22 protein-coding genes are annotated in these 26619 nt (G+C 51.5%); 15 read left to right on the plus strand and 7 right to left on the minus strand.

The genetic code is table 11. The annotated features are described in order from the left end of the window. Positions 1–267: 267 nt before the first annotated feature. The 3 genes from KDW_RS30245 (at position 268) to KDW_RS30255 (ending at position 3338) form a co-directional block, all read left to right on the plus strand. The gene (locus KDW_RS30245) at positions 268–498 is read left to right on the plus strand and encodes a hypothetical protein (RefSeq protein WP_151759615.1); all 231 of its coding nucleotides are present in this window, start codon (positions 268–270) and stop codon (positions 496–498) included. A gap of 282 nt (positions 499–780) precedes the next feature. Further along, positions 781–1023, plus strand: a complete 243-nt coding sequence (locus KDW_RS30250) for a hypothetical protein (protein WP_151759616.1) — start codon at positions 781–783, stop codon at positions 1021–1023. Positions 1024–1472: 449 nt separating this feature from the next. Next, a complete protein-coding gene (locus KDW_RS30255) occupies positions 1473–3338 on the plus strand; it encodes a transketolase (protein ID WP_151759617.1) in 1866 nt (621 codons plus the stop codon). A 59-nt stretch (positions 3339–3397) separates the two neighbouring features. On the opposite strand, the gene KDW_RS32105 is transcribed toward KDW_RS30255, so the two are convergent. Further along, on the minus strand, positions 3398–3571 hold the full coding sequence (locus KDW_RS32105; RefSeq protein ID WP_162005758.1) for a hypothetical protein: 174 nt from the start codon (positions 3569–3571) through the stop codon (positions 3398–3400). A 204-nt stretch (positions 3572–3775) separates the two neighbouring features. Between KDW_RS32105 and KDW_RS30260 the strand changes: the two genes are divergently transcribed. Further along, complete coding sequence (locus tag KDW_RS30260; RefSeq protein WP_151759618.1) at positions 3776–5404, plus strand: YegS/Rv2252/BmrU family lipid kinase; 1629 nt, start codon at positions 3776–3778, stop codon at positions 5402–5404. A gap of 166 nt (positions 5405–5570) precedes the next feature. Here KDW_RS30260 and KDW_RS30265 read toward each other — a convergent pair whose 3' ends face one another. Then, positions 5571–6371, minus strand: coding sequence for a ribonuclease HI (locus tag KDW_RS30265; RefSeq protein ID WP_151759619.1), 801 nt, complete (start codon positions 6369–6371; stop codon positions 5571–5573). A gap of 240 nt (positions 6372–6611) precedes the next feature. On the opposite strand from KDW_RS30265, the gene KDW_RS30270 reads away from it, so the two are divergent. The 5 genes from KDW_RS30270 to KDW_RS30290 all read left to right on the plus strand — a co-directional run bounded on the left by KDW_RS30270 (position 6612) and on the right by KDW_RS30290 (position 13589). Continuing rightward, positions 6612–7622 (plus strand): aminoglycoside phosphotransferase family protein, encoded by a 1011-nt coding sequence (locus KDW_RS30270; protein ID WP_151759620.1) that lies wholly within the window; start codon positions 6612–6614, stop codon positions 7620–7622. A gap of 120 nt (positions 7623–7742) precedes the next feature. Continuing rightward, the gene (gene deoC / locus KDW_RS30275; RefSeq protein WP_151759621.1) at positions 7743–8747 is read left to right on the plus strand and encodes a deoxyribose-phosphate aldolase; all 1005 of its coding nucleotides are present in this window, start codon (positions 7743–7745) and stop codon (positions 8745–8747) included. 18 nt (positions 8748–8765) lie between these two features. Continuing rightward, positions 8766–11216: an aldehyde dehydrogenase family protein gene (locus KDW_RS30280; protein WP_151759622.1), complete on the plus strand. Its 2451-nt coding sequence runs from the start codon at positions 8766–8768 to the stop codon at positions 11214–11216. A 990-nt stretch (positions 11217–12206) separates the two neighbouring features. Further along, on the plus strand, positions 12207–12524 hold the full coding sequence (locus KDW_RS30285; protein WP_151759623.1) for a hypothetical protein: 318 nt from the start codon (positions 12207–12209) through the stop codon (positions 12522–12524). 609 nt (positions 12525–13133) lie between these two features. After that, positions 13134–13589, plus strand: coding sequence for a hypothetical protein (locus tag KDW_RS30290; RefSeq protein WP_151759624.1), 456 nt, complete (start codon positions 13134–13136; stop codon positions 13587–13589). A gap of 222 nt (positions 13590–13811) precedes the next feature. On the opposite strand, the gene KDW_RS30295 is transcribed toward KDW_RS30290, so the two are convergent. The 5 genes from KDW_RS30295 to KDW_RS30315 all read right to left on the minus strand — a co-directional run bounded on the left by KDW_RS30295 (position 13812) and on the right by KDW_RS30315 (position 19116). Next, positions 13812–14408, minus strand: a complete 597-nt coding sequence (locus KDW_RS30295) for an MOSC domain-containing protein (RefSeq protein ID WP_151759625.1) — start codon at positions 14406–14408, stop codon at positions 13812–13814. 119 nt (positions 14409–14527) lie between these two features. Continuing rightward, positions 14528–16054: a PDC sensor domain-containing protein gene (locus KDW_RS30300; protein WP_151759626.1), complete on the minus strand. Its 1527-nt coding sequence runs from the start codon at positions 16052–16054 to the stop codon at positions 14528–14530. A 24-nt stretch (positions 16055–16078) separates the two neighbouring features. Next, positions 16079–16687, minus strand: coding sequence for a DUF4388 domain-containing protein (locus KDW_RS30305; protein WP_162005759.1), 609 nt, complete (start codon positions 16685–16687; stop codon positions 16079–16081). Positions 16688–17348: 661 nt separating this feature from the next. Next, a complete protein-coding gene (locus tag KDW_RS30310) occupies positions 17349–18701 on the minus strand; it encodes a transposase (protein WP_151756115.1) in 1353 nt (450 codons plus the stop codon). Positions 18702–18807: 106 nt separating this feature from the next. After that, positions 18808–19116 carry a hypothetical protein gene (locus tag KDW_RS30315; RefSeq protein WP_151759628.1) on the minus strand — a complete coding sequence of 103 codons (309 nt, stop codon included), beginning with the start codon at positions 19114–19116 and terminating at the stop codon, positions 18808–18810. A gap of 392 nt (positions 19117–19508) precedes the next feature. Here KDW_RS30315 and KDW_RS30320 point away from each other — a divergent pair, with 392 nt between their 5' ends. The 6 genes from KDW_RS30320 (at position 19509) to KDW_RS30345 (ending at position 26616) form a co-directional block, all read left to right on the plus strand. Further along, positions 19509–19826 carry a hypothetical protein gene (locus tag KDW_RS30320; protein ID WP_151759629.1) on the plus strand — a complete coding sequence of 106 codons (318 nt, stop codon included), beginning with the start codon at positions 19509–19511 and terminating at the stop codon, positions 19824–19826. Continuing rightward, positions 19763–20263, plus strand: a complete 501-nt coding sequence (locus KDW_RS30325) for a sigma-70 RNA polymerase sigma factor region 4 domain-containing protein (protein ID WP_151759630.1) — start codon at positions 19763–19765, stop codon at positions 20261–20263. The genes KDW_RS30320 and KDW_RS30325 overlap by 64 nt, the downstream gene beginning before the upstream one ends. 374 nt (positions 20264–20637) lie before the next feature. Beyond that, on the plus strand, positions 20638–21450 hold the full coding sequence (locus KDW_RS30330; protein WP_151759631.1) for a hypothetical protein: 813 nt from the start codon (positions 20638–20640) through the stop codon (positions 21448–21450). Positions 21451–21469: 19 nt separating this feature from the next. Then, entirely contained in the window at positions 21470–24424 is a 2955-nt protein-coding gene (locus KDW_RS30335) for a CHAT domain-containing protein (protein ID WP_151759632.1), read from the plus strand. A 176-nt stretch (positions 24425–24600) separates the two neighbouring features. Then, positions 24601–24921, plus strand: a complete 321-nt coding sequence (locus KDW_RS30340) for a hypothetical protein (protein ID WP_151759633.1) — start codon at positions 24601–24603, stop codon at positions 24919–24921. A gap of 219 nt (positions 24922–25140) precedes the next feature. Beyond that, entirely contained in the window at positions 25141–26616 is a 1476-nt protein-coding gene (locus tag KDW_RS30345; protein WP_151759634.1) for a 3' terminal RNA ribose 2'-O-methyltransferase Hen1, read from the plus strand. Positions 26617–26619: the final 3 nt, after the last annotated feature.

Below are 26619 nucleotides of genomic sequence, written 5' to 3' on the forward strand. Positions count from 1 at the left end.
AAGAAGTAGAGACACATATCCCAGGTAGCGGTGGCGAGTGAGGGGCTAAACGCCAGGGACCAATGCGTGGCAATTGGAGATTGCGGTCCAAGAAATCAGCAGCCGATTGCCACAGACCGCAGGCGCTTAGCCAGTGTCCTGAAAGACATGATTATGGATGAAACCAGCTTGTGTATTGATCCGTGTCATAATTGGTACTGAGTGTTTTCAACTGTTGTTGCGTCGATTGTCAAGCACGCCGCAGTATATTTGTAGGGGAGGAGTCTCATGCCTGACCATATCCCGACTCTTGCTGATGTTTGTAGCGCAATTGCCGAAGGACATCTTATCGCCGCCTCCGACGGCTCTACGTATCATGTAAGTGCATTTCAACTGCGTCGCCACTTTAATAAACGTCAAAGTTTTCCCACTATTTCATTCCTGGACGACATGTTCGCACCCACGTATCCCGACGGATCCGATGAAAATCAGCTAGATTACTATAGCTATGGCCACTAAAGGCCTTTTTTTTATTTAGACGCAGATGTTGTAACTACGCATCACGTGGGTTCGTGGCTGGCCCCACGATTGTTTTTGATATCTTCATAAGTTGCGTTGATGGGAACGAACGACTATAATATGTCTTGAATTTAAAGAAGCCGTTCAATGACGGCCATCTTGAAGATATCATCTATCATTTGCTTAACCCGGCATATTTCTAGCATCGATTAGACGAAATGTGTCTTCCGACCGCTTGCGACAGAAGCAGAAAAGCACTCGGTCATGAATGAAAGGTAACATATGGAGCCACTTAATTCAGACTACGAAGTTGTCGCCCGCGCATCCCATCCGCGTGCACGCTTCAACTGGTTATACATTTTCCCCGTCCTGGGAGGACTCTGGTTGCTCTATTTACTCGCAGCAGCCGTTTTCCAGTTTTCCATCAGCGATGTAATCGATCCCATCATGAGTTTCATGCTGGTCTTGTTCTTCGTGCTGGCAGGATTGCTGTTCTGGGCACTGGCCCCAAAGGCCAATCGTTAATTCGCTTGAGCCCTTGATGAGACATACACAACTGATCCAAAAACGGCGGTGTATGTCTCATATTTTATTTCAGGCTATTTCTCTCTTGTGCTTCTATTGTCTTCGTACTGAAACTATTACTTCGCATCAATTCGTGTTAAAAGGTGTCCAGACTGCGTTATGCTGGATACAACGCCCCGGGCTCTTCCTGCCAGCGCAGGAAAATGATCAAAAAACACGCCAGGGGCTGCTGTGTAGAGAATACTGCAGCCTTGTTGGATTCTATACAGTAATAAGAGGGAGTTGGTATTTCTTGCTCTCATTCGGTAGAGCAACTGCATCAACTGTTTATTCTCTACCTTTTTCGATGAAGGGATCAGGAGACATTTGTTGCGTTATTTGCTATGATGTGTGCAGACGTAATGAATCCCAGATACACGTGTAAGATACTCGTATAGTTAGGAGTAGATATGACAACCGCAGAAAAAACTTCTCAGGTACAGCAATGGACAAATCTTGCTCAACAACTACGTGTTGATAGTATTCGTTCGACGACCGCGGCAGGCTCCGGACACCCTACCTCATCTATGTCGGCCGCCGATCTGATGTCGGTCCTGATGTTAAGCCACTTCCACTACGATTTTGACAATCCCAAGAATCCGAATAACGATCATTTCATTTTGTCGAAGGGCCATGCCGCTCCACTGCTGTATTCAATGTACAAAGCAGCCGGCGCGGTCAGCGATGAAGAGCTACTGACCTTGCGTAAATTTGGTAGCCGTCTGGCTGGCCATCCGACCCCGGAGATTCCCTGGGTTGATGTCGCAACTGGCTCTCTGGGACAGGGCTTGCCGGTAGGCGTTGGTATCGCTGCCGTTGGCAAGTATCTGGATAAACTTCCGTACAAGGTCTGGGTCTTGCTCGGCGATAGTGAGAGCGCTGAAGGTTCCAACTGGGAGGCGTTCCATCTGGCCAGCCATTATAAATTGAATAATCTGATCGCGGTACTGGATTGTAACCGTCTGGGACAGCGTGGTGAGACCGAGCTGGGCTGGAATACTGAGGCCTATGCTGAACGTGGTCGCGCCTTTGGTTGGAACTCGATTGTGATCGATGGCCATAACTACGAAGAGATTGACAATGCGTATCGTCAGGCCGCCGCAACAACCGATCGACCCACCTTTATCATCGCTAAAACCATGAAAGGTAAAGGGGTCTCGTTCCTTGAGAATAAGGACGGCTGGCATGGGAAAGCTTTGGATGCTGATCAGGAACAAAAAGCCATCGCTGAATTGAATCCCCAGGTGCGCAGTATGGTCTTCCCGGTTCAGAAGCCAGCCAATGATAAGCCTGATCTAGAAGCAGCCAGAAAGCCAGTTGAGCTGCCACGCTACGAGCTGAACTCAACCGAGGCCACTCGTAAAGCCTATGGTGACGCCTTGCTCGCTCTCGGAGCGGCGAATCCTGATGTCGTGGTCATGGACGGCGAGGTGAGTAACTCGACGTACGCGAACGAGTTTGGCAAGGCTTATCCCGATCGCTTCTTTGAGCAATATATCGCGGAACAGCAGATGATTGCCTTTGCCGTTGGTACCCAGGTGCGCGGCAAGATTCCATTTGCCTCAACCTTTGCCGCATTCCTGTCACGCGCCTATGACTTTATCCGTATGGCCGCCATCTCGCGCGCCAATATTCGTCTCTCTGGTTCCCATGCCGGTGTTTCCATCGGTGAAGACGGACCATCCCAGATGGCCCTTGAGGATCTGGCTATGATGCGTGCGGTCTTTAATAGCACCGTCCTGTATCCATCGGATGCCAATCAGGCGGCGCATCTGGTGGCTGAAATGGCCAACCACGGCGGAATTTCCTATATCCGTACGACGCGCGAAAAAACACCGGTCATCTACAGTCCCGATGACACCTTCCCGATTGGTGGTAGTAAGGTTGTCCATCAGTCTGATAAAGACCAGGTGGCCGTTGTGGCGGCTGGTATCACGCTGCATGAGGCTCTTAAGGCCTATGATCAGCTTAAGGCTGAGGGGATCAATATCCGGGTTATCGATGCCTATTCGGTTAAACCGATCGACGAAGAGACCCTGCTCACCGCAGCCGAAGAGGCAGGTGGCAAGATCATCACCGTTGAGGATCACTGGCCCGAGGGTGGCTTAGGTGAAGCAGTCCTGGAAGCTTTCACCCAGGTTGACGCTCCGATGCCTCAGGTCGTCAAGCTGGCTGTGCAGTCGATGCCCAGCTCGGGTAAACCAGCCGAGCTGCTTGAAGAAGCTGGTATCAGCGCTCACGCCATCGTTCAGGCTGTTAAAGCGTTGATCAAATAACTACTGACCTATACCGTAAGACGCCCCACCGCTTAGCATCGTGGTGGGGCGTCTTTTTGTTACTCAGTCCTGGCTCTCACTGTTTTGAATCTGTATTGCCAGAGTTGAAAGATTACATAGGCGATACTTGCACCCAGGCAGTCATAGAAAATATCCAGGGCGGACCACCAGGTGGGGAAGGCCTGGCGGAAGAGGGCCTGGATGGCTTCTTCTCCAATGCCACAACTTACCATCCTTGCAAATTGTTACCAAAACATCCTGTTGACAGCTATTTTAAGTTAATTATTATCACGTTGTCTATGCCCTATGTGCTTATAGTTTGTCCTACCCTATGGTACCTGCAGCGAGTAGTTCCTATGTTTGAAACTGGACTCTGAAATTTCTCGTATTCTATGAGAAATAGATAACATTTAAATATATTAGCGAAGGGGTATTCTATGTCTGGTAAAACTGCTTCATTCCTGATCAACCCCCGTGCCGGAGAGAACACGGCTAAACTGGCCGATATTTTAGCTGTTCTGTCGGCTGGCGGTTGGAAGACCGAGATTGGTCTGAAAGAATATGGCGGCCACATTATGCAACAGGCCCGCGCCGCGAGCGAGCAAAAGAAGAATCTGGTGATTGCCTATGGTGGCGACGGCACGCTGAATCAGGTTGTCAATGGCGTAATGAGCTTTAAAGGCAAGCGCCCGACCGTTGGTTTGATTCCTGGTGGAACCGCCAATGTCTGGGCAGGCGAGATTGGTATTCCTTCTGATCCTGTCAAAGCTGCATTGACGCTGGTCAATAGCGAGGTGCGCAAAGTTGACGTTGGATGCCTTTTCGTGCGCTCAGTTGCTTTTCCTGGTGAAGATCAGCCAGAAGAGACAGGTCTGGGCAAATCTCGCAAGAAAGCCATCCAGGAAAGCGATAAAGTGCGTCATCATTTTCTGTTGATGGCGGGCATGGGTCTGGATGCGGCGGTCATGGGCAATGTCTCCAAACCCCTCAAATATCAGATTGGACCCTTTGCGGTTGGCCTGGCGGCAGCGCAGGAACTACCCGCGCAGCATCCTTTCCCGATCGAGATTCAGTCCGGTGAGGCCGGCGACTCGTTGTGGAAGGGTGAGGCTATGCAGGTGGTGCTGGGCAATACCCGGCGCTATGCTAAAGTTGAGCGCATGACTCCTGATGCCTATGTTGATGATGGCGCGATCGATGTTTGCGTGATTACAGCCGGTAATCCATTGAGCACCATGCAGCAGGTTTCATCATTGTTGCTGCGCCAGAAACCCGATAATACCACTGCTGAATACTTCAAAGGCTCTCATCTGCGCATCAAAATTCCGGCCAGCGTGGCTTTACAGGTAGATGGTAGCGCGGTCAAGCTGAAAGATTATGTCAGTGCCGCTGATTACAAAAAGCTGTCCAAACTGGATAAAACTGAGCTGGAACAGGTCTTTGTGACCTATCAGATTGATACCCTGCCACAAGAGTTACCGGTGGCGATTCCTTGTGCTTATGATGATGAGCTGTTTGAGCATGCTTATCATTCTGACGAGCATAACGAAGTAAGCAATGAGGAACATGAAGAGGCTTCAGGCACTGGTCAGCGCTTGAAGCGTGGTTTGTTCCACCGCTTTACTAAAGACGATGATCAGCCTGGTGAGACTGCTGACCAGAAGCAGACGGCTATCGAGGAGACATTGTCTGCCTCTGAACTGAAGAAGGCAGATAAAATCTCAGAGAAGCAGAAAGAGCATCAAGAAGAGCTGAGCCATGAACTGCCGGATGTGATGGAGTCGCTCTCGAAGAATGGTCGTAAGGTCGCTGTCTTCGCGAAAGCGCCTAATGCCTCTGAGCGCAAGACCTATGTCATCGCCGGTGCGGTGCAGAAAAACAGCGGTGAGCCGGCTCCTGGCGCTGTCGTTGTCAACGGAAAAACCACGATCTTTGATCATGATGGCCACTATGTCACCGATCTGGACGCAGCGATGCGTGAATTGACCGAGGGTGCGGTTGTGGTCGTAGAAGGTTCAAAGAATAAGCGTAACGTGGTACGTGCCAAACGGATCGTCCTGCCATAACCAATTGTGTCGTCTTTTGTAATGTCTGAAAAGTGTTTTGTGTTTATTGGTGCTAGCAACCAGGAAAATATGTGACACTTTTCAGACATTTTCTGTTGAGAGGAGTTGAGACCATGCGCTATCATCACGAAAACCACTAACCTCTGTCTGCGTTCACCCGCCAGTCCTATCCGAGGCGATATTTGGTGACCAGCGTCTGGATCCAGGTATTTTGTTTCTCGGATGGGACAAAGGTATTTTTCTGGCAGCGTTTAGTCATGTCGTCGATGAATTTGCGTTCCTGAGGGGTGATGCGTGAGTTGTCGACATCCATCGCATCGAAGTAGGTTTTGAGATTTTTGATATTCAGCCGTACCCGCGACACCTGAGGACCAGAGAGGCCGCTGCGCGCTTCAGGTGTCTGGGATTGTTGCCATTTCGCGAAGGCGCCCTCATCTTTATTCCAGGCTCCGAGTCCGGCCAGGTAGTCTGCGCGCTCATTTTGTTCATGTCCTGCATGGCCACGCACCCAGTTGAATTTTGGTGCGCTCTTGCGATAGCTGAGCATCTTGCGATAGATCTCCCACAGGTCAGGATTGGCTTTCATTTGATAGGCGCCCGTGGCAACTTTGATGGTGTATTCGCTATCGCTATGAATGGTGAGTGGTAGGGCGGGAGGCGCGAGCGAGAGGACGGCCAGCACTGCGGAGATCTCTGCACGATTATTGGTTGTGGTTTTGGAGCGTGGAATATGACCATAGCACTCCAGGCACTCGGCGTGTGATGGGAGTTGTCCGTTGACCGAGTCGCAGGCCGCCCAGAGCAAGGCGCTCCAGCCAGCAGGCCCGCCTGGATTCTTGATGCAGGCCCCATCTGTATACGCTACAATGCCGCTTTTATCTAACCTGGACAACGACGCCCGCACGTCCATATCCAGGACTGCCTGTAAGATAGACGTCCACTCTAATGATGCTTGTATTTCGCTCACCACATACGCCTTTCAATGCTCAACAATTACAATCGATAGAATCGCATAGTGCAGTTTAACATAGTTGCGCATGTGGTTCAATTTTCAGGCTGGGATTCTTATGATAGAATTGTGTTGTTTGTAGTTTGTGCTAGTTAGCAGTGGATAACGCGGCTCTTGTAGACATCGAGTGGTCCTGGAAGCCTGGCGATATTTCTCGCATGGGACACAAAAGCACTAGTGGAGTTAGAGGTTTTTTTCATGAATACAGCAGATGTTGGACATGTGTGTACCATGGGGGGGCTGGGCGAGCCTTGCGGTGAACTTCAGGCGGTGACTGGCGGACTCCTGCATCGTGTGTGGCGGTTGACCACGAGCCAGGGGACGTTTGCACTCAAGCAGTTAAATGCGGCGATTGTGCGTGAGCCCGCTACGCTGGATACCTACCGGATGTCCGAGAAAATCGCCCGGCTGATGGCGGATCAGGGGCTTCCTGCGGTGGCGGCCCTGCCACAGGCCGCTGGGGATGTCATATACTCGCTGGACAAGCAGGCGCTGCTGGTCTATCCATGGATCGCGGGCCAGACCCTGACGTGCGCGAATGTAGATCTGGAGGCGGCGCGTGCGCTGGGAGCCTTGCTTGCTCAACTCCATGCTGTTAAACTGACTATTCCAGAATTGCCTGCTTTCGAGTGGAAACATTTCCATGATGATGATTGGGATATCCTGACCTTCCAGGCATCCGATCTCAACCTACCCTGGGCTAATCCTGTGCGCTCACTCTTGCCTCAATTGCTTGAGTGGACCCGCGCCTATGAAGAGGCCGGAACCGTGCTGGGGCAGCATATGCTGGTCAGTCATACTCACTGCGAGCCCGGCAATGTCATCTGGAGTGCGGAGAACAGGCCCTGGTTGATCGACTGGGAGGCCGCAGGCTGGATGAATCCGACTATGGAACTGGTCAGTGCGGCTCTGACCTGGAGTGGGATCGCCACGGGTCAACCGCGTGAAGAAATATTTTCAGCGATACTTGAAGGCTATACCAGCGCCGGTGGCGTGATCCAGGACTCTGGCCGGGACGCGCTGCATGGTTTTATGGGTACCTGGTTGGGCTGGTTACTTTTTACTATGCGTCGCTCGCTCGGCGAATCTGTGACGAGCGAAGAAGAAGAACAGATTGGTATACGCGAGACATCCCAGACGGTAGCTATGCTGCGCCTGCTGGCGGCCCATGAAGCATCCTGGATCGCCCTGGTTGAGCGCTGGCGTTAGCATTATCCTATGCTGTTCAATCGTGTGAGTGGCGTTCACGATGGCTTTTTTATCGCATGCTATGGTAAGTATTTGTAGTTTCGTTGGATGTTTTTGTATACCATCAAAGGAAAAAAATTTATGACCACGACAAAATCGCGTACTGCGTCTGCGTCTGGCTCCGAGCCAGCGACCACCGAGGCCCTGGTGCGTAATCCAGGTCTTCCGCTGGATATGGGATGGGTAAATCGCGTCCATAGTAATCGGAGCGCTATTGAGCGTCGCGCCGCTACGCTGCCGACACGACGGACCGTCAAAAAAGATTGGCAGGCGGCCTGGTTGTTGCGGGCAGTAACCTGCCTGGACTTAACCACCCTGGCCGGTGATGATACTCCTGGGAATGTGCTGCGCCTCTGTGCTAAAGCACGCCAGCCGGTGCGACAGGAGATTCTCACTGAATTGGGCTTTGACGAGCTGAAAGTAGGAGCGGTCTGCGTCTATCATAATTTTGTTGCTACTGCTGTTGAAGCCTTGCAGGGAAGTGATATTCCTGTGGCTGCGGTTTCGACTGGTTTTCCAGCTGGCCTGAATGGCTTTGATCAGAAATTGCAGGAGATTACGGCCTCGGTAGCGGCTGGTGCTCGTGAAATTGATATTGTGATCTCACGCCATCATGTGCTGACCGGCAACTGGCAGGCGCTGTATGATGAGGTCAAGGCGTTCCGCGAGGCCTGTGGTGAGGCCCACATGAAGACGATTCTGGCCACGCATGAACTGGCCACCTTGCGCAACGTCGGCATGGCCAGCCTGGTCTGTATGATGGCCGGGGCTGATTTTATTAAAACCTCAACCGGTAAAGAGCCGACCAATGCAACCCTGCCAGTCGGACTGGTAATGGTGCGTGCCATTCGCGATTATTATGAGCAGACCGGCTACAAAGTTGGTTTTAAGCCAGCCGGCGGTATCCGTACCGCTAAATCCTCGCTGGATTGGCTGGCGTTGATCAAAGAAGAACTGGGCAACGAGTGGCTCAACAACTCACTGTTCCGCATTGGAGCCAGTGGCCTGTTGTCGGATATCGAGCGCCAGTTAGCGCACTACGTCACCGGTCAGTATGCGGCCGCGTATGAAAATCCAATGGTTTAGTTGAGGGAGGCGTCGAGTATGAGTGTTATGGAAATTTTTGAAACGATGGAGTATGGTCCGGCTCCTGAAGCGTCTTCTCTGGCTCTGGCCTGGATTAAAGAGCATGAGCCGTTTCAGTTGTTTATCAATAATCAGTGGGTCAAGCCAGCCCAGGGCAATTATTTTGAGAGCAACAATCCCGCCACTGGCAAGACGCTGACCAAAGTCGCGGCGGCCGATAAAGGGGATGTTGATAAGGCTGTGGCGGCGGCGCGGCAGGCGTTTAAGTCATGGAGTAAGACTCCTGGCCATGTGCGTGCGCGCTATCTCTATGCGATTGCCCGCCATATCCAGAAGCATTCCCGCCTGCTGGCTGTGCTGGAGGCGCTGGATAATGGCAAGACTATTCGCGAGACTCGCGACCTGGATATTCCGCTGGTTGCCCGCCATTTCTATTCCCATGCTGGCTGGGCGCAGTTGATGGAGACCGAACTGTCCAACTATCAGCCCGTGGGTGTGGTTGGCCAGATTATCCCCTGGAATTTCCCCTTGTTGATGATGGCCTGGAAGATTGCACCGGCTATCGCTATGGGCAATACCGTTGTGCTCAAGCCGGCCCGCTATACCTCGCTGACCGCGCTCAAGTTTGCCGAGATCCTGCAAGAGGTTGGTCTGCCTAAGGGTGTCGTCAATATCGTAACTGGCGAGGCCTCCAAGGCTGGCGATGCTCTGGTCAACCATCCCGATGTCGATAAGATCGCCTTCACTGGCTCGACGGATGTTGGTCGCAGTATCCGCAAGTCAATCGCCGGTAGTGGTAAGAAGCTCTCGCTGGAACTGGGTGGTAAGTCTCCCTTTATCGTCTTTGACGATGCCGACCTGGATAGCGTGGTTGAGGGTGTGGTGGATGCCATCTGGTTCAATCAGGGGCAGGTCTGCTGCGCAGGCTCCCGCTTGTTGGTGCAGGAAAATATCGCCGAGCGTCTGATCGCCAAACTGCGTGCGCGTATGGAAAACCTGCGCATCGGTAATCCATTGGATAAGACCATGGATATCGGAGCTATTGTTTCGCCGGGACAGCGGGCCGAGATCCAGCATCTGGTCGATATTGGTGTTAAAGAAGGGGCCACGCTCTGGCAGCCATCTACGGCTTGCCCGACAGACGGATCGTTCTTCCCACCAACCCTCTTTACTAATGTCTCGCCGGCCGCTACCCTGGCCCAGGTCGAGATCTTTGGTCCTGTGCTGGTAACTCTCACTTTCCGCACACCCGCTGAAGCCGTTGAGATCGCCAACAACACCCGTTATGGACTAGCCGCCAGTATCTGGAGCGACAACATCAATCTCGCCCTGGATATCGCTCCTAAGGTCAAAGCGGGTAGTGTCTGGGTCAATAGTACCAACCTCTTTGATGCCGCCTGTGGCTTTGGTGGCTATAAAGAGAGCGGCTATGGCCGTGAGGGTGGTAAAGAGGGGCTCTATGAGTATGTCAAACCTGCGTGGTTCGGGACTACACCCCGTGCCCATGCGAAGAACGCCACGGCTACCGTCGCCGCCGCTGAGCAAGAGGCCAGTAACAATGGCGCCGTCCATACGGATGCATTAGAGGCTCTGGTGGCTGACGAGCAAAACTCATCACTACCAGCCATTGATCGCACGCCAAAACTCTTTATCGGTGGCAAGCAGGCGCGTCCTGACTCCGGCTATAGCCTGCCGGTGACTGACGCCAGTGGGCATGTCATCGGTGAAGTTGGCGAAGGTAATCGGAAAGATATCCGTAACGCGGTCGAGGCTGCGCACAAGGCCAGCGCCTGGGCTGGAGCTTCGACGCATAATCGCGCCCAGATCCTCTATTATATGGCTGAAAATCTGGCTGTACGCGAAGCCGAGTTCGCCCACAGAATCGTCGCGCAGACCGGACGTGAGTATGCCGATGCCCTGGAAGAAGTCCAGACCAGCCTGTCTCGCCTCTTCAGTTATGCCGCCTGGGCCGACAAGTACGAGGGAAGCGTCCATCGTCCACCGATGCGTGGTGTGGTCCTGGCTATGAAGGAAGCCGTTGGAGTCATCGGTATCGCCTGTCCCGATGAATATCCGTTGCTCGGCTTCATCTCGTTGGTCGCTCCCGCCATCGCTATGGGGAATACCGTGGTCGCGCTTCCATCACCCACCGCACCCCTCAGCGCCACCGACTGCTACCAGATCTTTGAGACCTCGGACCTGCCGGCTGGCGTGGTCAACATCGTCACTGGAAATCGTGAGGAGCTCAGCAAAGTGCTGGCCGAGCATCATGATGTCAACGCCATGTGGTACTTTGGCAGCGCCGAAGGTTCCACCGCCGTCGAGCTTGGTTCGATCAGCAACATGAAACGCACCTGGGTCAACTACGGTCGGAGCCGCAACTGGCTCCAGCGTGCTCAGGGAGAAGGCGAAGAATTCCTGCGTGAAGCCACCCAGATCAAAAACATCTGGGTCCCCTACGGCGAATAAATCTGCCAAAAGCAAAAGCAAGTAGCGCATGGAAGAGCACTTTCCTCTTTTTGAGGAAGGTGCTTTTTCTTTATTTGCTAATGTGTATTTGTGTGAGAGTCTGTGTTTATTTCTGAGTGTAAGAAGAGAATAAGCACAAGCATATGAGAAAAAATAAGCAGAATGGGTAACGGTTCTTTCCCTTTTAAGTCGGAACAGGAGCAGTGCATGCTACGTTGTGGCTGGTGACCGCTTGCCTTTGCGTTGTGTCGCGCTTGATGAGATTCTTGGTGCAGCCAGGAGAAACTCAGAAGGAAGTTTCTGGATTAGCCAACCTACCTGGATCTGAAAGGGAAAAGAGCATGTTGTGGAAAGTAGTGAGTGCAGAAAGCATGTGTAGTGTGAGTCATACCAACACCAGGGAGTCTGGGAAAGCCAGTGTATAGAGTGAAGGATCACAGGCGGCAGGTGGAGAACAGGGTAAGTGAAAAGGCCATGATATGCATATGTCCTTTTGTACTCTTTGACCTGTCGGAATCTGCAAATGGAGATCCTACTTCGCTGAAACGTGCCCGCCTGGTTCGAGAAGAGGCCGATGGAAAAGGATCAGGAATGTTACCTCGTCAGCGAACTACTGCATAGTTCTACCCCTTACTGAAATGTTGTTTTGTGTCAATCACCCTACAAAATGTAGGCTATATACTTATTTATATTTAATAGAGAATGCATCCGGATCAGTATACATAGATATATAAGTATTGTCAATACTTATATATCTATGTATACTGATCCGGTGATGGTTTATTGTTATTTTTTACTTGATTATAGTAATGATTAATAATAAATTATGAAATATTGTATGTTTTTCATACTCTTAATTTCTTAAATGTATTAAGGAGGGACATAGTATCACTTATATTTAATTTTCTGCTAACTAAAAATAGCTAGTAGAAAGAAGTAAGCCAAGTTTTTTGAAACAGTGGATTTTTAAATAAGGAAGGACTCTGATATATGATTAGTGTGCCTAAAAAATTAAGGTTACTTATTGCATCATTGCTTTTAACAATGGTGCTGTTTACATCGGTATTTTTTTCTAACTCAACCGCCCAGGCAGCAACAAAACCTTCAAAGTCTCCAATTCCTAATACCGTTTGCGATGGACCAACTAATTCCTATGACTATGGTGGTGGGGTTCTCGATAATCTTGGAATAGACCGTGTCAATACAAGTGCTGAATACTATTACAATAACACTACACAAACGACTGTTAGTAAATCATGGTCTACCACAATCACAGCTAATGCTTCGGTTACAGTCGGGGGTCAGTAAAAGCTAATGCTGGTGTAGTTCTTGCTGGTGTTGAAACTAGCTTAAATGCATCTGTGACTATGAGTATTTCCGGATCATTTACAGATTCAATAAGCTATAATATCCCCCAGGAAAAAGCATTGGGGTCAGATACGGTGTAACGCGACAAAAAAGTGGGGGTTATTACTATTATATTGATAGTGGGTGTCATTGGTTAAATCAAGGTTATGTCACTGCGTGGGAGCCATGGAGAGTGGAATGGTTGAAGGTCGAAGGAACCCTCTAAATTTCATCTGACAATATGAATAAACTGGGGTAGTGGACATATATATGCCCACTGTCCCTTTTGTTCATATTGTTACAATACATCCAAACGAGAGGATTGCCTTAAACATTTAGCATTTGTTAGTCAATGAAAGCTTATTCAAAAACCTATTCATGATAGATGTAATGAAAACAAAAGCCAGAGATCTTCCACCTTTATGATGTGAAGGTTGCTCAGGAATGAGGGGACGGATGTGTTTTCACTATTCATTGCTGACTTCCGACGGTCGTGTTTGTGTCATTGGTGCTGGACTAATCATTTTTCAAATAAGCTCTTGTTAAGGATGCAATAAAAAGGAGAAATATATGAAACGTCATGCTTCATTGTGTGTACTTTTTTGTTTTACTTTAATTTTAGTTGCGTGTTCAAGTACGCCGCCAGTCAATGGAAGCAATACTCCAACGGTCCATATATCCACAACCCCTACTGCTACATTAATGCCACCTAAATTAGAAGTAACACCAAATACTGGACTTGTCCTAGATTGCTCGAAGATAAATCAAAAGTTTGAGTTATACAATTCAGGGGGGAGAGATTTACTTTGGGTATCCCAGGTGTACTCTCAAAGTGGAATTACTGATAAATCTTTATTAAAAATAAAATTATCACCTACAGGTGGAACGCTGGTTTCTGGAGGACATCTTGTTGTAATCGCACAAGGAACAATTTCTTCATCATTAGAACCAGTTATTATTTCTTTTATCTATAAAGATTCTGCGATACATGCACAAGGGATTAGTCAATCTATTATTTGCAAATAAATTGAGCATGATCTTTCATTGGTATATGAATGGGCTGTTTAGGTTGTCTTGTTTTAATTTGCACTCTTGACCTGTCGACATCTGCAAATGGAAATCCTACTTCGTTGAAACAAGCCTGTCCGGCTTGAGAAGAGGTCCATGGAAAAAGATCAGCAATGATACCTCACCGGCAACCTGCTTTATAGCGCAACCCCTTTATGTGTATTCTGGATATCTGGTTGGTCAATCAGCGCTATACACGCGGTCGCCGGCCTGGATGAAGTTTTTGGTGGGGCCTTCAGTGACTAAGGCATAGAAGCCACGCTGGCCGTGGTGCAGGAATTGCAGAGCGTGTTTGATCTGTTCGTTGCCGGGCTCTTCTTTACGATGTAACACGAAGTGGCTAAATTCCAGACAGGGAACGGCACAGCTCAGGTTGTAGAGTTCTACCTGCTGCTGGTCCTGTGCGCGTTCGATGATGAGTCCGGCTCCCAGGTCTGCTAGCCGATAGTGTTGATCGGTTTCAATCAAGATATTTTCGCCGGCGCACCCATCATAGACATGCTCACCATAGGCCTGTCTGATCTCCTGATAGTGGGCGGTAAAGTTAAAGGAGATGCCGTTGTTGCCGCCGTTGTGATGGGTGGTGGGATGCTGGATATTGTGAATATCGATGATGGCGGTCGGACCATCAATGATACCTACCACGCCGTCTGAGGTGAGTTGAAGCTGCTCGACGACCTGGATGGGGGAGGGATTATAGGTTACGTGTGGCTTCTGGCCGAACTTTAAACTAAAGCGTTGGATCTGTACCTGTTTAATCGAGCCGATTAGCTTCATCGATATTACTCCCATGAAAAAAATAAAGGATAATGACATTCTAGCATGTTTTGCTATGTGCTGTCATTATCCTTTTATGTAATGTCTGTTCACCTCTTCCTTATGAAAGAAGTTGGTGTTTAGCGTCCAACCACTGAGCGCAGTTCCTGAACGACTTGTTCAAGCTGTTCGGCGGCTTCGGTCGCTGAGGTTGCACCTACGTGTAGCTGTTCGGTCACCTGCGTGGCGACTTTGAGGGCTGTCGCCAGTTTCTGGTTACTGGAATACTGGTATTCGAGCGCGTTGGTCAGATATTTCGAGGAACTGATAATCTCATCTAACGCCTGCTCGGCTTGACGCTGCGAGACATGGCCCCACTGTTGTTTGAGTCCCTGGCTGGTGTTGGCCAGTTTCTCGGAGGCTGCTTTGGCGGCATCCGTATAATACTGGACCGATTGCAAACCAACCTGTGAGGAATCTACCACCCAGATCTGCTCACCGGCTGCATCCTGCTGACTCTGGGCCAGTGTGTTCAGGGATTGGCTGTTGCCGCGGAGCCGATCAACCGCGCGCATGACCGGACCCGTAATGCCTTTGCCTGCGAAATAACCAGCGATGGCGACCAGCAGAGCGGCGAGAAAAGCCAGTCCCAGGATATCCAACGTCTGCTGATTAGCAATATCGGTGACACTATTGACGGGGCTGAGCACCAGATATTGCCAGGGTACTTCGCTTGTCGCGTGGCGTACCACCTGGAAATCTTCTTGCCCACCATCTGGACGTGCGATAAAGTCATCTGTTTGTTGTGTGTTATTGAGGTGTTTGGATAGATCAGTATCATAGGGACCATTGATCTGAGATTTGTCCCCATAGCGTTGTTGATCAAGGATCGTTTGCTGAACGCCATCTTGTAGTGGTTTGATCGAGGTAAAGAGACGCCTGGCATCGGTATCAGCGACGCGGATACCGTTGTCATCTACAATAAAAGCATAACTGCCCGGACCATGCACGTTGGCATCCTTTTTGACGATCTCATTCCAGACATAATTAAGTCTCAAGGTGGCGCGCATAAAGCCCAGGAATTTTCCTCGTGTTTTGGTCAGTGTCTGAGCATCGATCGGGGCATAAATATCGACTGTGGCCTCTTTTTTATCGCTTGAATAAAAAACTGGCGAGACAAAGGTTTTGCCTGCTTTGACCATTTGCAATTGATCGGGTGTAAAATAACTGTTCCCATGTTTGGGCACACCCGCTGGATAGGACTGGATCAGATCTCCATTGGCTCTAAAAAGTGACCAATACTCATAATCGGCATTACGAGCCAGACCAGCCTGCAGGGCGTAGGTCGCATGGAGCAGATCATTCCGATAGAATGGATCATCGGCGGGGGTGACTGCCAGAAATGTCTGTACACTGGGTACCTGGGTCAGGGCCAGTGCATCGAGTTTCCGTTCGCGAAAATAGGTGTCGATCAACTGAACACGTGTTTGAGCATCGTTGGTCATCGATCCATTTGCCTGGGTAATCAACGTTGGGCGCGTCTGGGTCCAGATAAAGGCAATCACCAGCAGAAGTGGGATAACCGCGGCTAAAACATAGCCGAACGAGATGCGTTGTGGCAAAGAAAACCAGGTTCGTTTGTGTGCTTGTTTATTTCTTTGTGCCATAGATAATTGTATCCTTTGTTGCTATTAGGGGAATTGGATAATCCCAATGTTTTCCAGATCTTGCAGAATTTGTTGTACTTCTCCAGGTTGGCGCCCCATCAGGCGTACAAGTTCGATGAAAGATCGATTTCCGTCAATGAGTAGGTAAAGATGCCGATGCAACCGTGAAAGATTTGCCTGTGTTAAGCGTTTCAGACCAGCATCGGCTGCGCTGGTACGTCGCGGTCCCTGCGTTACAGGCGAGGATACCGCCTTTAAAGGGCCTGTCATTGCACGTTGATTGGGATCAGTTAAGTGCTGAGCAGAAAAATCTGATTGGCTCGTTGGTGGCGGTGATGGCATTGATGAGGGTCCCGAGATATGTGCCATTGGCCCCGTGATCCGATCGGTTTGTGTACTGACAAATACAAAACGACATGGACCCCAGGTCCTCAGCCAGGCTAATGCTGTCTGCCCGTCGAGTTGGCCGCTTTGCGCCGCAGTAATATGGCCATTGGAAAACGTAACTTCGCCCCACTCTCTTTGTGGTCCTTCTCCACGTTCAACAGAGAGTTGGCCAGTTTTACGTCCAAGTTGAATTACTTGCAATACATTCGTTAACTGATCAGTAGGGGTACCCCGTTTTAATGGCATCGGCATCATGCTCCGTCCTAAGCCTCGGAATTTTTAAGGTCTTCTATAGTCAAAATATTGTACAAGCATAGCATAAAGAACGACGATTGTGACAATTTTTCCATTTTACTAAGTAAAATGACTTAATCGGCGGTACTATTATCCTTTATTCTCTCAATGATTTAAGGTAGATAGGTTTCACATTTGTGATTCAGTGCGCGTAAATAAATGTTGAGCATATTATAATATAATTATGCTTAAAATGTATTACTGGTTAGAGGAAATTTTATTGAAAAAGAATTTCATATAATGAAATTATAAGCACATGTATTCATACTGGTATGTAACTTAGATGGTGTTTTTAGCAAAGAATGGGCTCATAAGTGAAGGGTCAGTAATAGAACTTGCTTTTTTATGTGCTCTTATCTCTATATTACCACGAAAGAGAGCGTGTTTATTTACCACGAGATATTCAGTTACTGAGCTCTTTTTATTGATTGTAGCATAAATAACAGCATACTAGTATGCTGTCAAATTTCGTGTGATGAGTTGTGCGCCCGCTACGCGGGCGAGAGGGGGGGAGATGCCGGGGGCACAGCCCCCGATCCCCCAGTCAAGGGGCTGGCCGCCCATAGGTGCGAACGTAAGCAGTACTTGAACAATTGAATCAACGAAAAAGACCTCAAGCCGATGCCAGATAGAGCGTCTGGGCTAGTTGCGTGACCACTTCAGATTCCTGATGCACACGGTTTTGCGGATGATACCGCACGACCGGCTGCATCTGGGAGAGTGACGCTTGGATGTGCGACCAGGTCCAGGTACCCAGGATCATCGTGTGCAGGCTTTGAGCAAAGACGGCACACAGCGCCCAGGTACTCATCGGCCCCGCCACGCGCCCTCTCGCTTGCTCATGCAACTCGCGGCGTGCCTGGCTCACCTGCCGCTCCAAGAGGATCCAGCCGACCAGCATGGCTGCAAGTACCGCTTGATTACTTTGCAAATCATCACTGCGTAAGCGGTGTAAACGCACCAATTGCTTGATGCGCTTGAAGAGCAGTTCGATCTGCCAACGCGCCCGATAGAGCAACAGGATTTGCTCGGCTGACCAATGATCCGCTGACAGCGAGGTAAGTACCACCAACCAATCGGCGATCTGAATCGTCAATGCCTGGTTGGTGCGCCCATTCTTGCGGGCCTTCTCCTTTCGCTTGCTGTGCGCTCGCTTGGCTGCTTCTGGACTCAGATGAACGGCCACTAGACGCATCGGCTGCTGACGGCCACGCACCTGGAACACGACGTTGGCTTCTCCCTTGCCCGTTGGCTCCACGTGGGTCAACCAGCCAGAGAGATCAAACGGCGTCTGAGCATCGGCCTCAAGTAAGGGCATCGAGGACCAATGCAATCGGGTCACGACCTCAACGCCCTCATCGAGTTGATCGAGGATTGCTTGTCGACGACAGTAGGCACAATCCCCGACCACGATGTCTCCGCGTTGTCCATGAAAGTGCTTGAGCCCTTCGCCCACATGGTGATCCGTCAGCACGACCTGGTCGAGCCGTTTGCTCAGCAGTTCATAACTGCAGTGCAATCGGCGACTTTCGCCCGAGCGCTTCCAGGTGCGCAGATGGGTAGCATCCACCAGACGGATGCATCCGGTGAAGCCCGCAGGCAGATCCAGAGCCTTTTCTGGCTCGCTCGATCCCACCAGGGTTTGTACGATCGAGAGCAACCAATCTGAGGACTGATGCGTCCGTTTGGCCCACGAGCGGTCTCCATTGGTGCTCAGTCTCGTGCTCACAGCCCAGGCAGCGAGCTCGCGGAACGAGCGGAAGCAAAAGACGTAGGCAAAGATGCCACGCAGCAAATCGGTTGGGCAACGCAACCCATTGGAGCGTGTAAAGGCTTGATGGGTAAAGGCTTGTTCATTGACATCTGGTGGTAAGAGCGCAAGGATTTCTTGCCATCCAGCATCATTGATCTGGCCCAGGGCTTGCTCTGTGAGACATTTTTGCGTATGATGAGGTCGGCTTGACATGGTGTTTCTCCTTCGTCACGTTTTGGTTTTTTGTAACGATACCAGAGAAAGACCGTGTTTGGCCTCTTTTTTCGTTGTTCAAGTACTATTGTGCTTACGTTCGCACCTATGGGGCTGGCCGCCCCTTGCATCCGGGGCTGGCCGCCAATACTTTTCGTTTAGCGATACGTAGAGAGATGGTTCGACGTGACCAGCAAGCAAGGTGTACGTGGAGAGGGCGCCACACGCGGAGGCCGCCCTGCTGCGTTTGCGCAGGCCAGCGTGCTCGAACGACTCGCAGTGCGGTGGCGCCTCTAGGGATCGTGTGTGCTGTGGCCGTGGCCTGCTCGCGCAGCAACGTGGTGGGAGAGCGCGTGGATCCTTCTCGAAGAGGATCACGACACAGGATTCGTCTCGGTGGAGGCGCCACAGGCATGCGATGCTCGTTGAGCCCCTCGCTCCACGAGAACGCCGCATGCCGGCCTCCGCGTGTGGCGCCCTCTCCACGTATGATTCTCTGCTTTTCTCCACAACGTCTTTCGTTGCCACAAAACTCGTTAAACGAAAAGTATTGGGGCTGGCCGCCCCTTGCATCCCGGCCTCGCCATCACATGATGTCTGACAGAGTACTAGAACGAGAGTACAACCGTGAGAGACCAGATATATAGCTATCAGACCTTAAAAGTGCGATAATAGGTGAAAACATCTTCGCGATGCGGTTGCGTGCTTAGAAAAATGTGTATCCTTCTCTATCCAATGCTATAGCATAAGCACGTTCAGCCGTCTGAGCCGAAAATATGTAGTCGTCTGGAAGCAGGAGCTATGTCGATGGAGTCTCACAACCCCTCTCGATCGTCTGGATCATCGCGCGATCTGGAAGGATCGGGTGACAGCGCACCACAAATTGAGCTACTTCCAATCAGTGAATTGGCTCGTTGTTGTTCTGAAGAGACCAACAAATTTCTGAAGCAGAGCGCCTCAAACGATCGTTTTTGCCTTGAGCTATTTCGTCGTGCCATCCTGTATCGGGATGATGAGGCCTGGGCCAGCCTCTATCAGCAATATGCGCCGTTGGTTCTGACATGGATAAGCCAGCATCAAAGCGCCACCCAATCCTGGGCCAGGATGGTGGGGCTCCTCTGGTGAATGCGGCCTTCGCTAAATTTGCTCAGGCGCTTACCCCTACGAAAATTGGCAACTTTGAAACCCTGGCTGCCATATTGAAATATCTCAAGCTGTGTGTCCATAGTGTGGTTGCCGATGAAGTGCGCGTGCGCCAATCACGCCAGTATGAAGACACACTGGAATCCATTGAGCATGAGCCTGCCAGTGATGATCCGGCCGATGATGTGGTGGCAAATCTTTCCGCACAGGATCTGTGGAAAATTATTCTGCAGGAGGTCCATAGCGAGGAGGAGCGCGTCCTTATTTATGAAGCGTATGTGCATGGGATGAAGCCGGGGGAGATCTGTAGCCTGCATCCACGTTACTTTGCATCGGTTGACGATGTCTACCGTATTAAACGTAATGTACTGGAGCGTTTGCGTCGCAATCGCCGACTTCAGACCCTTTTTCGGCGCTAAGCTATGCTGATATCAAGAAAAGATAAAAAACGAGTCCGAAAACTGGGTTTGAACTCGTTTATTTTGAAGAAGCAGAAAGACAACGAGCCTGCTGAGTATGGCTGTTTGCACTTATCCGATAGTAGTAGTAGTCTGTCAGACATCATGCGATGGGGAGGCGAGCATGCCGGGGGCATGATCAAGCGGCGAGCCCCTTGACCGGGGGATCGGGGGCTGTGCTCCGGCATCTCCCCCCATCCCGCCCGTGTAGCGGGCGCACAACCCATCACACGAAGTTTGGCGATGGAGTAGTAGCTTAATCTGCTTTTTTTTAAGTGTATAGACAAAGAAGACTGGTGCTGAACCTGTATCCTTTGTTGGTGTAGAGGAATGTCATGGAGTGTAGTGAACCAGGTGCTATTCGCGATGACGAGCTCATCGCCTACCTTGAGGGCGAAAAAGTGCGGCCCACGGTTGTTGAGCACCTTGCGCGCTGTCAAAAATGTTCGTCTCAGCTGGCCTCTTACCGGCAGGTAGAGCGCAAGCTGACTCACAGACTCTATCGCTGGGATTGCCCTCCGAATCAGGTTCTCGGTGATTACCTGTTAGGTATGCTGGATGGAGATGTGACGTTAATGGTGCAGACACATCTGCATCTGTGTGTGCTCTGTAGCGCTGAACTGGCTACGCTGACAAACTTTCTGGCGGTAGAGCCACTGGTGCCTGCTTATACGGTCGCCAGCGAGGAAGCGTGGCAGGCAGCGCCACAGGGGAGTCGGCAGCCATTGCAAGAGATCAAACGTACACTTGGTCAGGCCGCTTCGGGCGTGCGGCGTATCGCTGCGCTGCTCTTACCGCCCCAACCAGGACTGGCCTATCAGCGTAGCGTTACCCGCCAGGATATTACCTGGCCGCGTACCTATGCGGCACAAGATGTGACGATCTCCTTGCAATTGGAGAGCGGTCCAAAGTCCAGTGGCACGCTGCAGTTGATTGGCTTTGTAACGCGACAGGGAACGGCCGTGGATGCATTACAGGGAACTACCGCCCGGTTGCTTACCGCCGAGGGCGTGACGCAAACGCAGCAGATCGATGAACTGGGTAATCTGATTTTCTCGGCGCTTGAGCCTGCGGTGTATACCCTGGAAGTGCAATTGCCCGAAGGCACCGTTGTCGTGGATCAGTTGTCCCTTTCTAACCAAGAATAATAGAATAGTTGTTGAATATATGACCCCTCAGGATCTGGTAGCCGCTGTGGTCGGGATGAATGAGGAACAGGGTCGGCAATTGTTGCAGGACCATGTGCCCTTTTTCAGTTCCACTGCCCTTGATCGGCTGGTCTATGCCCTGAAAAAAGAGGCCGATCACCATTGGAATATCGATGCCGAGCGCTCGTTGCTATTGTCTGGCTATCTTTTACTGATTGGAGATCTGACCAAAAATGTGTATTACCATGCCCTTGGTTTGATGGCGCGTGGTGATGCTCTGCGCCGCCTGGGCCGTAACCAGGAATCCTTGCCGTTTTTTGATGCTGCTGGTGATGAGTTTCTTTCGATCAATGACGAGGTGAGCTGGGCGCGTACCCGTTTTGGACGTATCAATGCCTGTCTTGGCCTCAATCGTGCCAGTGAGGCATTGCGGGATGCTGAGGCTGCACGGGTGATCTTTATGCGCCATGGCAAGTTGATGCGTGCTGGCCAGATCGATGCGAATGCGGCTATTTTTAACTATGAGCTGGGTCACTATGAACAGGCTCTTCACCTGTTTGACCGGGCCATTGAAACCTATCTCTTACATGGACAGGATGTGGATCTGCATCTGGCGCGGGCGCAGGGTAATAAGGCTTTGACGCTGGCAGCCCAGGGGAAGTTCCGTGAGGCGGAAGCTTTGCATGAGCAGGCTCGTGCCACGTTTGCGCGTTATGGTGATCAGGAAGAGATCGCGGTGGCGCGTGAAGAGCTGAATATTGCTGAGATCTCGGCGGCTCAGGGTCACTATAGCCGGGCTCTGCTGCTGTATAATCAGAGCCGTGAGCGTTTTCAGCGCCATGAGATTACTTTTGCTGCCTATGAGGTCGCACAGCAGATGTGCCTGTGTCTGGTGCGGCTTAACCGGGCGCTTGAGGCATATGACCTGGCCGAAGAGACGATCGAGTATTTCCGTCGCGCCCCCGCTCAACCTCACTATCTGGCCCGTTCTTTGATGCAGCAGGCTGCCGCGGCTATCCTGTTAGATGATATCCGCGGTTCTGAGGCCATGTTGCGCGAGGCCAGTAGTCTGCTAGAAGAAGGTGGCTTTAATCGGCTTGCAGCCCTGGCGCGTCTACAGCGGGCCGAGCTTTATTTCGCCGATCAGCAGATCGATGCCAGCGCCATTGAGGTCGAGTACGTTGCCGACATCTTTGCCGAACAGGAAGATCTGCCGCGCCTCGCCCAGGCGGTCCTGCTCCAGGGACGGATCGCCGAGGCCCGGGGTGAGATTCTGACGGCCGAGGATCTTTGTTCGCAGGCCCTGGATGTCGCTCAGGGACAGGGTTTGCTGGATTTGCAGTATCGCTGCTTTGATCTGCTCGGACAACTGGCGGAACAGCGCGCTGATCTGGCCGGGGCGGCCGCATATTATGATCGCGCGATCCAGGGTATTGATGAAGTGCAGAGCCGCCTGGTTCTGGATGAGCGCACCAGTTTCCTGGAAAACAAAGGAGATATCTATCAGCGTGGCATTATTCTGGCCCTGCACCGTGGGGAGTTGGAGCAGGCCCTGACCTATGTTGAGAAGGCCAAGTCGCGGGTACTGGGCGACTATCTACGCCACAACATCGATATTCGCGTGCGCAATGATGACCGCATCAGTGAGGATATCCTGGATGCGCTGGTCAAGGCGCGTGAGGAGCAGGCCTGGTTTAGCTCGATTGTCTATCATACCGAGGATGAAGCGAATTTAAGCGATACCGCGATTATGCGCATCCGCTCGGTTGATCCTGCTACGGCCCGGCAGGAGATGCAGCGGCGCGAGCGGCGCATTGAGCAACTATTTGAGCAGATCCAGTTGCGTTCCGCTGGACCTCTGGTATCGCGTCCCCGCTCCAACTGGTCGGATCCTTCGGCTTCCATGCTGGGTAGACAGCTAGAGCCCGGCACGCTGCTGGTTGAATATTATCTGACCGAGCAGGATCTCTATATTTTTCAACTGACCCGCGATACAGTGACCATGTGTAGCGTGCCCGGGGCGGTCCCTCAGTTAGAGCGGCTCTACTCACTCTGGCGCACGAACCTGGACCTCTCCGGTCGCGCGGCCGCGACCAGTGAGCAGGCTCAGGCATTTCATAGCCTGCAGGGTAATAGCCTGGGTCTGCTCAAGCGTTTATATGATCTCCTGCTGGCACCTATCGCAGCGGACATTGATCGCTGCCAGCACCTGACCATCGTGCCCTATGGGATGCTGCACTACATTCCTTTCCACTGCCTGTATGATGGCACACAGTTCGTCATCGAACGGACCGAGCTTTCCTATCTGCCCTCAGCCAGTCTGATGTCCATTTGTCGCCAGCGCGGCCAGTCCGTCCTGTCCCAGCATATTCCCCTCTATAAGTCGCTGGTGATGGGCTTATCGGATAGTGGTCGCTTAGCCTATGCCATTCAGGAGGCGCAGACGGTGGCGCAGCAATTGCAGGTCCCCTGTGCGCTCAACGAGGCGGCCACCACCTCTTTACTATGGGATCGTGGTCCGGCCAGTCCGATCGTGCATATCGCGGCCCATGGTCTGTTTCGCCTGGATGCGCCGAATTTTTCGCATATCCAACTTGCCGATCGTCAGCTCAGCACCATTGAGGTATTTAACTTGAACCTCGCGCGTTGCTCATTACTTGTCCTCAGCGCCTGTGAGACCGGACGAGCGGTCGTGGGCGGTGTTGACGAAGTGATGGGACTGGGCCGTGGTTTCCTCTACGCGGGCGCTGCCTCCTTGTTGCCAACGCTCTGGAAAGTGGACGATGCCAGTAGCGCCGAACTGATGGCGATTTTCTACCAGGTTCTCTTGCAGGGAGCCAGCAAAGCCGCCGCCCTGGCCTATGCCCAGCGCATCTTTATTGCCCGCGTCCGCGCTTCACCCCAGCCTTATCGCATCCACCCCTACTTCTGGGCTGCCTTTCACCTCATCGGCGACGCCGGCCCCCTATTGTAACGGAGTGGGTGTTCTGTCGTAGCGGCAGCGCTGGTCGCCAATATTTTTCGTTTAACGATTTTTGTGGCTGCGAAAGACGTTGTGCAGAAAAGCAGCAAATCGTACGTCGAGAGAGCGCCACACGCGGAGGCCGGCATGCGGCGTGATGGTGGAGCGAGGGGCTCAACGAGCATCGCATGCCTGTGACGCCTCCACCGAGACGGATCGTGTTTCGTGATCCTTTGCGCACTGGTACGAGGATCCACGCGCTCTTCTACCACGTTGCTGTGCGAGCAGGCAACGGCACGGCACCCACGATCCCTGGAGGCGCCACCGCACTGCGCATCGTTCTTGCACGCTGGCCTGCGCAAACGCAGCAGGGCGGCCTCCGCGTGTGGCGCCCTCTCGACGTACATATGACTTGCTGGTCACGTCGAACCATCTCTCTACGTCTCGCTAACCGAAACGTATTGGCGCTGGTCGTTGCGACCTGTCGGCGTCCGACCAGGCACACGTAGCACGCTTGGATGCGCTCGTCTTCCACACGACTACGTGTTTGAGAGACATGGCTTACGTGAACCGGTCGCAGGTGCAAGACCTGCCGCTACATTGGGAGCCTTCATTCCACTATACGCATGAATTCAATTTTGTTATAATGCATTCAGTTTTTACGTGTAAAACAGCATAACTATCACCTGTAAAGCACACATTTTTTGTAGAAATGGGTCAGCACAGCTATGTTATTGACGATTTCAACCACACATCAACCAGCCACGGATCTTGGCTATCTGTTGCATAAAAATCCTGCTCGCTTGCAGAGTTTTACTTTGAATTTCGGGCAAGCGCACGTGTTTTATCCCGAGGCGAGTGCCGAGCGCTGTACGGCTGCGCTGCTATTGGATATTAATACTGTCGACCTGGTGCGCAGCAAGGATAGTTCTATCTCGATGGATCAGTATGTTAACGATCGGCCCTATGTTGCCTCTTCTTTTATGAGCGTTGCGCTGGCTGATGTCTTTGGTACGGCCCTCAATGGTCGTTGTAAGCAGCGTCCAGAATTAGTGACGACGGCTATTCCGCTGGAGGCGAAAATTGCAGCTATTCCCTCGCGTGGTGGAGAAGAATGGCTACGGAAACTTTTTGAGCCACTGGGCTATCAGGTCGAGATAATACAGCATAGTCTGGATGAAGAACATCCTGAATGGGGTGCCAGCCCATACTTTACGCTTACCCTCAAGGCCAATTGTCGCTTGAGCGAATTGCTGACCCATCTCTATGTTTTAATTCCAGTGCTGGATAATGCCAAGCATTACTGGATTGGCAATGATGAGGTAGAAAAGTTATTAAAGCGTGGCAGTGGTTGGCTGCAGGGACATCCTGAGCGTCGGAACATCGCCTATAACTATCTGCGCCATAAGCATAATTTGACTCGCGATGCCCTGGAGCGTCTGGTGGCAGAAGAAGTGTTAGCCGAAGAGGAGTCGGCTGCCACTATCGAGGCTGATGGCGTGGATGTTACTGCCTCTGGAAGTACCGTTGAAGTTGAGCCTATCACGGCTGAGGCGGCCCAGGCTGCTGAGAAGCGGACAAGTCTGCATGAGCAGCGTTTGCTGGCGGCTCTGGATATTCTTAAGCAGAGTGGCGCCAGGCGCGTGTTGGATCTGGGCTGCGGTGAGGGTCGTTTGCTGAAGAAGCTTTTACAAGAGAAAAGTTTTGAGCATATCCTGGGACTGGATGTCTCGTATAAGGCCCTGGAATTGGCGCAGAAGCGTTTACACATGGAGCGTATGGCGCCGCGCCAGCGTGAGCGAATTACCCTGTTGCATGGTGCCCTGACCTATCGGGATAAGCGCCTGGAAGGTTATGATGCTGCAGCCGTGATCGAAGTCATCGAACATCTGGATCCAGCGCGCTTGAGTGCATTTGAGCGGGTGCTTTTTGAGTTTGCGCATCCAGATACTGTCGTTATTACGACCCCAAATGCCGAGTATAACGTGAAATACGAGACGCTGGAGGCTGGCAAGTTCCGGCATCAGGATCATCGCTTTGAATGGACACGCACACAATTTCAGGATTGGGCCCGGCCGCTTGCCGAGCGCTCTGGCTATCAGGTAGATTTCTCGCCCATCGGGACCGAGGATGCCGAGGTGGGAGCCCCTTCACAGATGGCCGTTTTCGCACGCAGTAGCGCTACTATAGAGTCTGAGGTATAAAAA

The sequence above is a fragment of the Dictyobacter vulcani genome (assembly GCF_008974265.1).
GTDB lineage: Bacteria > Chloroflexota > Ktedonobacteria > Ktedonobacterales > Ktedonobacteraceae > Dictyobacter > Dictyobacter vulcani.

Coding starts and splice junctions, on each gene's coding strand:
- KDW_RS30305 (WP_162005759.1), bottom strand. CDS start 16,687: ATGCCATTAAAACGGGGTACCCCTACTGATCAGTTAACGAATGTATTG.
- KDW_RS30290 (WP_151759624.1), top strand. CDS start 13,134: ATGAAACGTCATGCTTCATTGTGTGTACTTTTTTGTTTTACTTTAATT.
- KDW_RS30335 (WP_151759632.1), top strand. CDS start 21,470: ATGACCCCTCAGGATCTGGTAGCCGCTGTGGTCGGGATGAATGAGGAA.
- KDW_RS30300 (WP_151759626.1), bottom strand. CDS start 16,054: ATGGCACAAAGAAATAAACAAGCACACAAACGAACCTGGTTTTCTTTG.
- KDW_RS30250 (WP_151759616.1), top strand. CDS start 781: ATGGAGCCACTTAATTCAGACTACGAAGTTGTCGCCCGCGCATCCCAT.
- KDW_RS30325 (WP_151759630.1), top strand. CDS start 19,763: ATGGATAAGCCAGCATCAAAGCGCCACCCAATCCTGGGCCAGGATGGT.
- KDW_RS30255 (WP_151759617.1), top strand. CDS start 1,473: ATGACAACCGCAGAAAAAACTTCTCAGGTACAGCAATGGACAAATCTT.
- KDW_RS30315 (WP_151759628.1), bottom strand. CDS start 19,116: ATGCCTGTGGCGCCTCCACCGAGACGAATCCTGTGTCGTGATCCTCTT.
- KDW_RS30285 (WP_151759623.1), top strand. CDS start 12,207: ATGATTAGTGTGCCTAAAAAATTAAGGTTACTTATTGCATCATTGCTT.
- KDW_RS30320 (WP_151759629.1), top strand. CDS start 19,509: ATGGAGTCTCACAACCCCTCTCGATCGTCTGGATCATCGCGCGATCTG.
- KDW_RS30295 (WP_151759625.1), bottom strand. CDS start 14,408: ATGAAGCTAATCGGCTCGATTAAACAGGTACAGATCCAACGCTTTAGT.
- KDW_RS30345 (WP_151759634.1), top strand. CDS start 25,141: ATGTTATTGACGATTTCAACCACACATCAACCAGCCACGGATCTTGGC.
- deoC (WP_151759621.1), top strand. CDS start 7,743: ATGACCACGACAAAATCGCGTACTGCGTCTGCGTCTGGCTCCGAGCCA.
- KDW_RS30340 (WP_151759633.1), top strand. CDS start 24,601: ATGCCTGTGACGCCTCCACCGAGACGGATCGTGTTTCGTGATCCTTTG.
- KDW_RS30245 (WP_151759615.1), top strand. CDS start 268: ATGCCTGACCATATCCCGACTCTTGCTGATGTTTGTAGCGCAATTGCC.
- KDW_RS32105 (WP_162005758.1), bottom strand. CDS start 3,571: ATGGTAAGTTGTGGCATTGGAGAAGAAGCCATCCAGGCCCTCTTCCGC.
- KDW_RS30280 (WP_151759622.1), top strand. CDS start 8,766: ATGAGTGTTATGGAAATTTTTGAAACGATGGAGTATGGTCCGGCTCCT.
- KDW_RS30310 (WP_151756115.1), bottom strand. CDS start 18,701: ATGTCAAGCCGACCTCATCATACGCAAAAATGTCTCACAGAGCAAGCC.
- KDW_RS30270 (WP_151759620.1), top strand. CDS start 6,612: ATGAATACAGCAGATGTTGGACATGTGTGTACCATGGGGGGGCTGGGC.
- KDW_RS30330 (WP_151759631.1), top strand. CDS start 20,638: ATGGAGTGTAGTGAACCAGGTGCTATTCGCGATGACGAGCTCATCGCC.
- KDW_RS30260 (WP_151759618.1), top strand. CDS start 3,776: ATGTCTGGTAAAACTGCTTCATTCCTGATCAACCCCCGTGCCGGAGAG.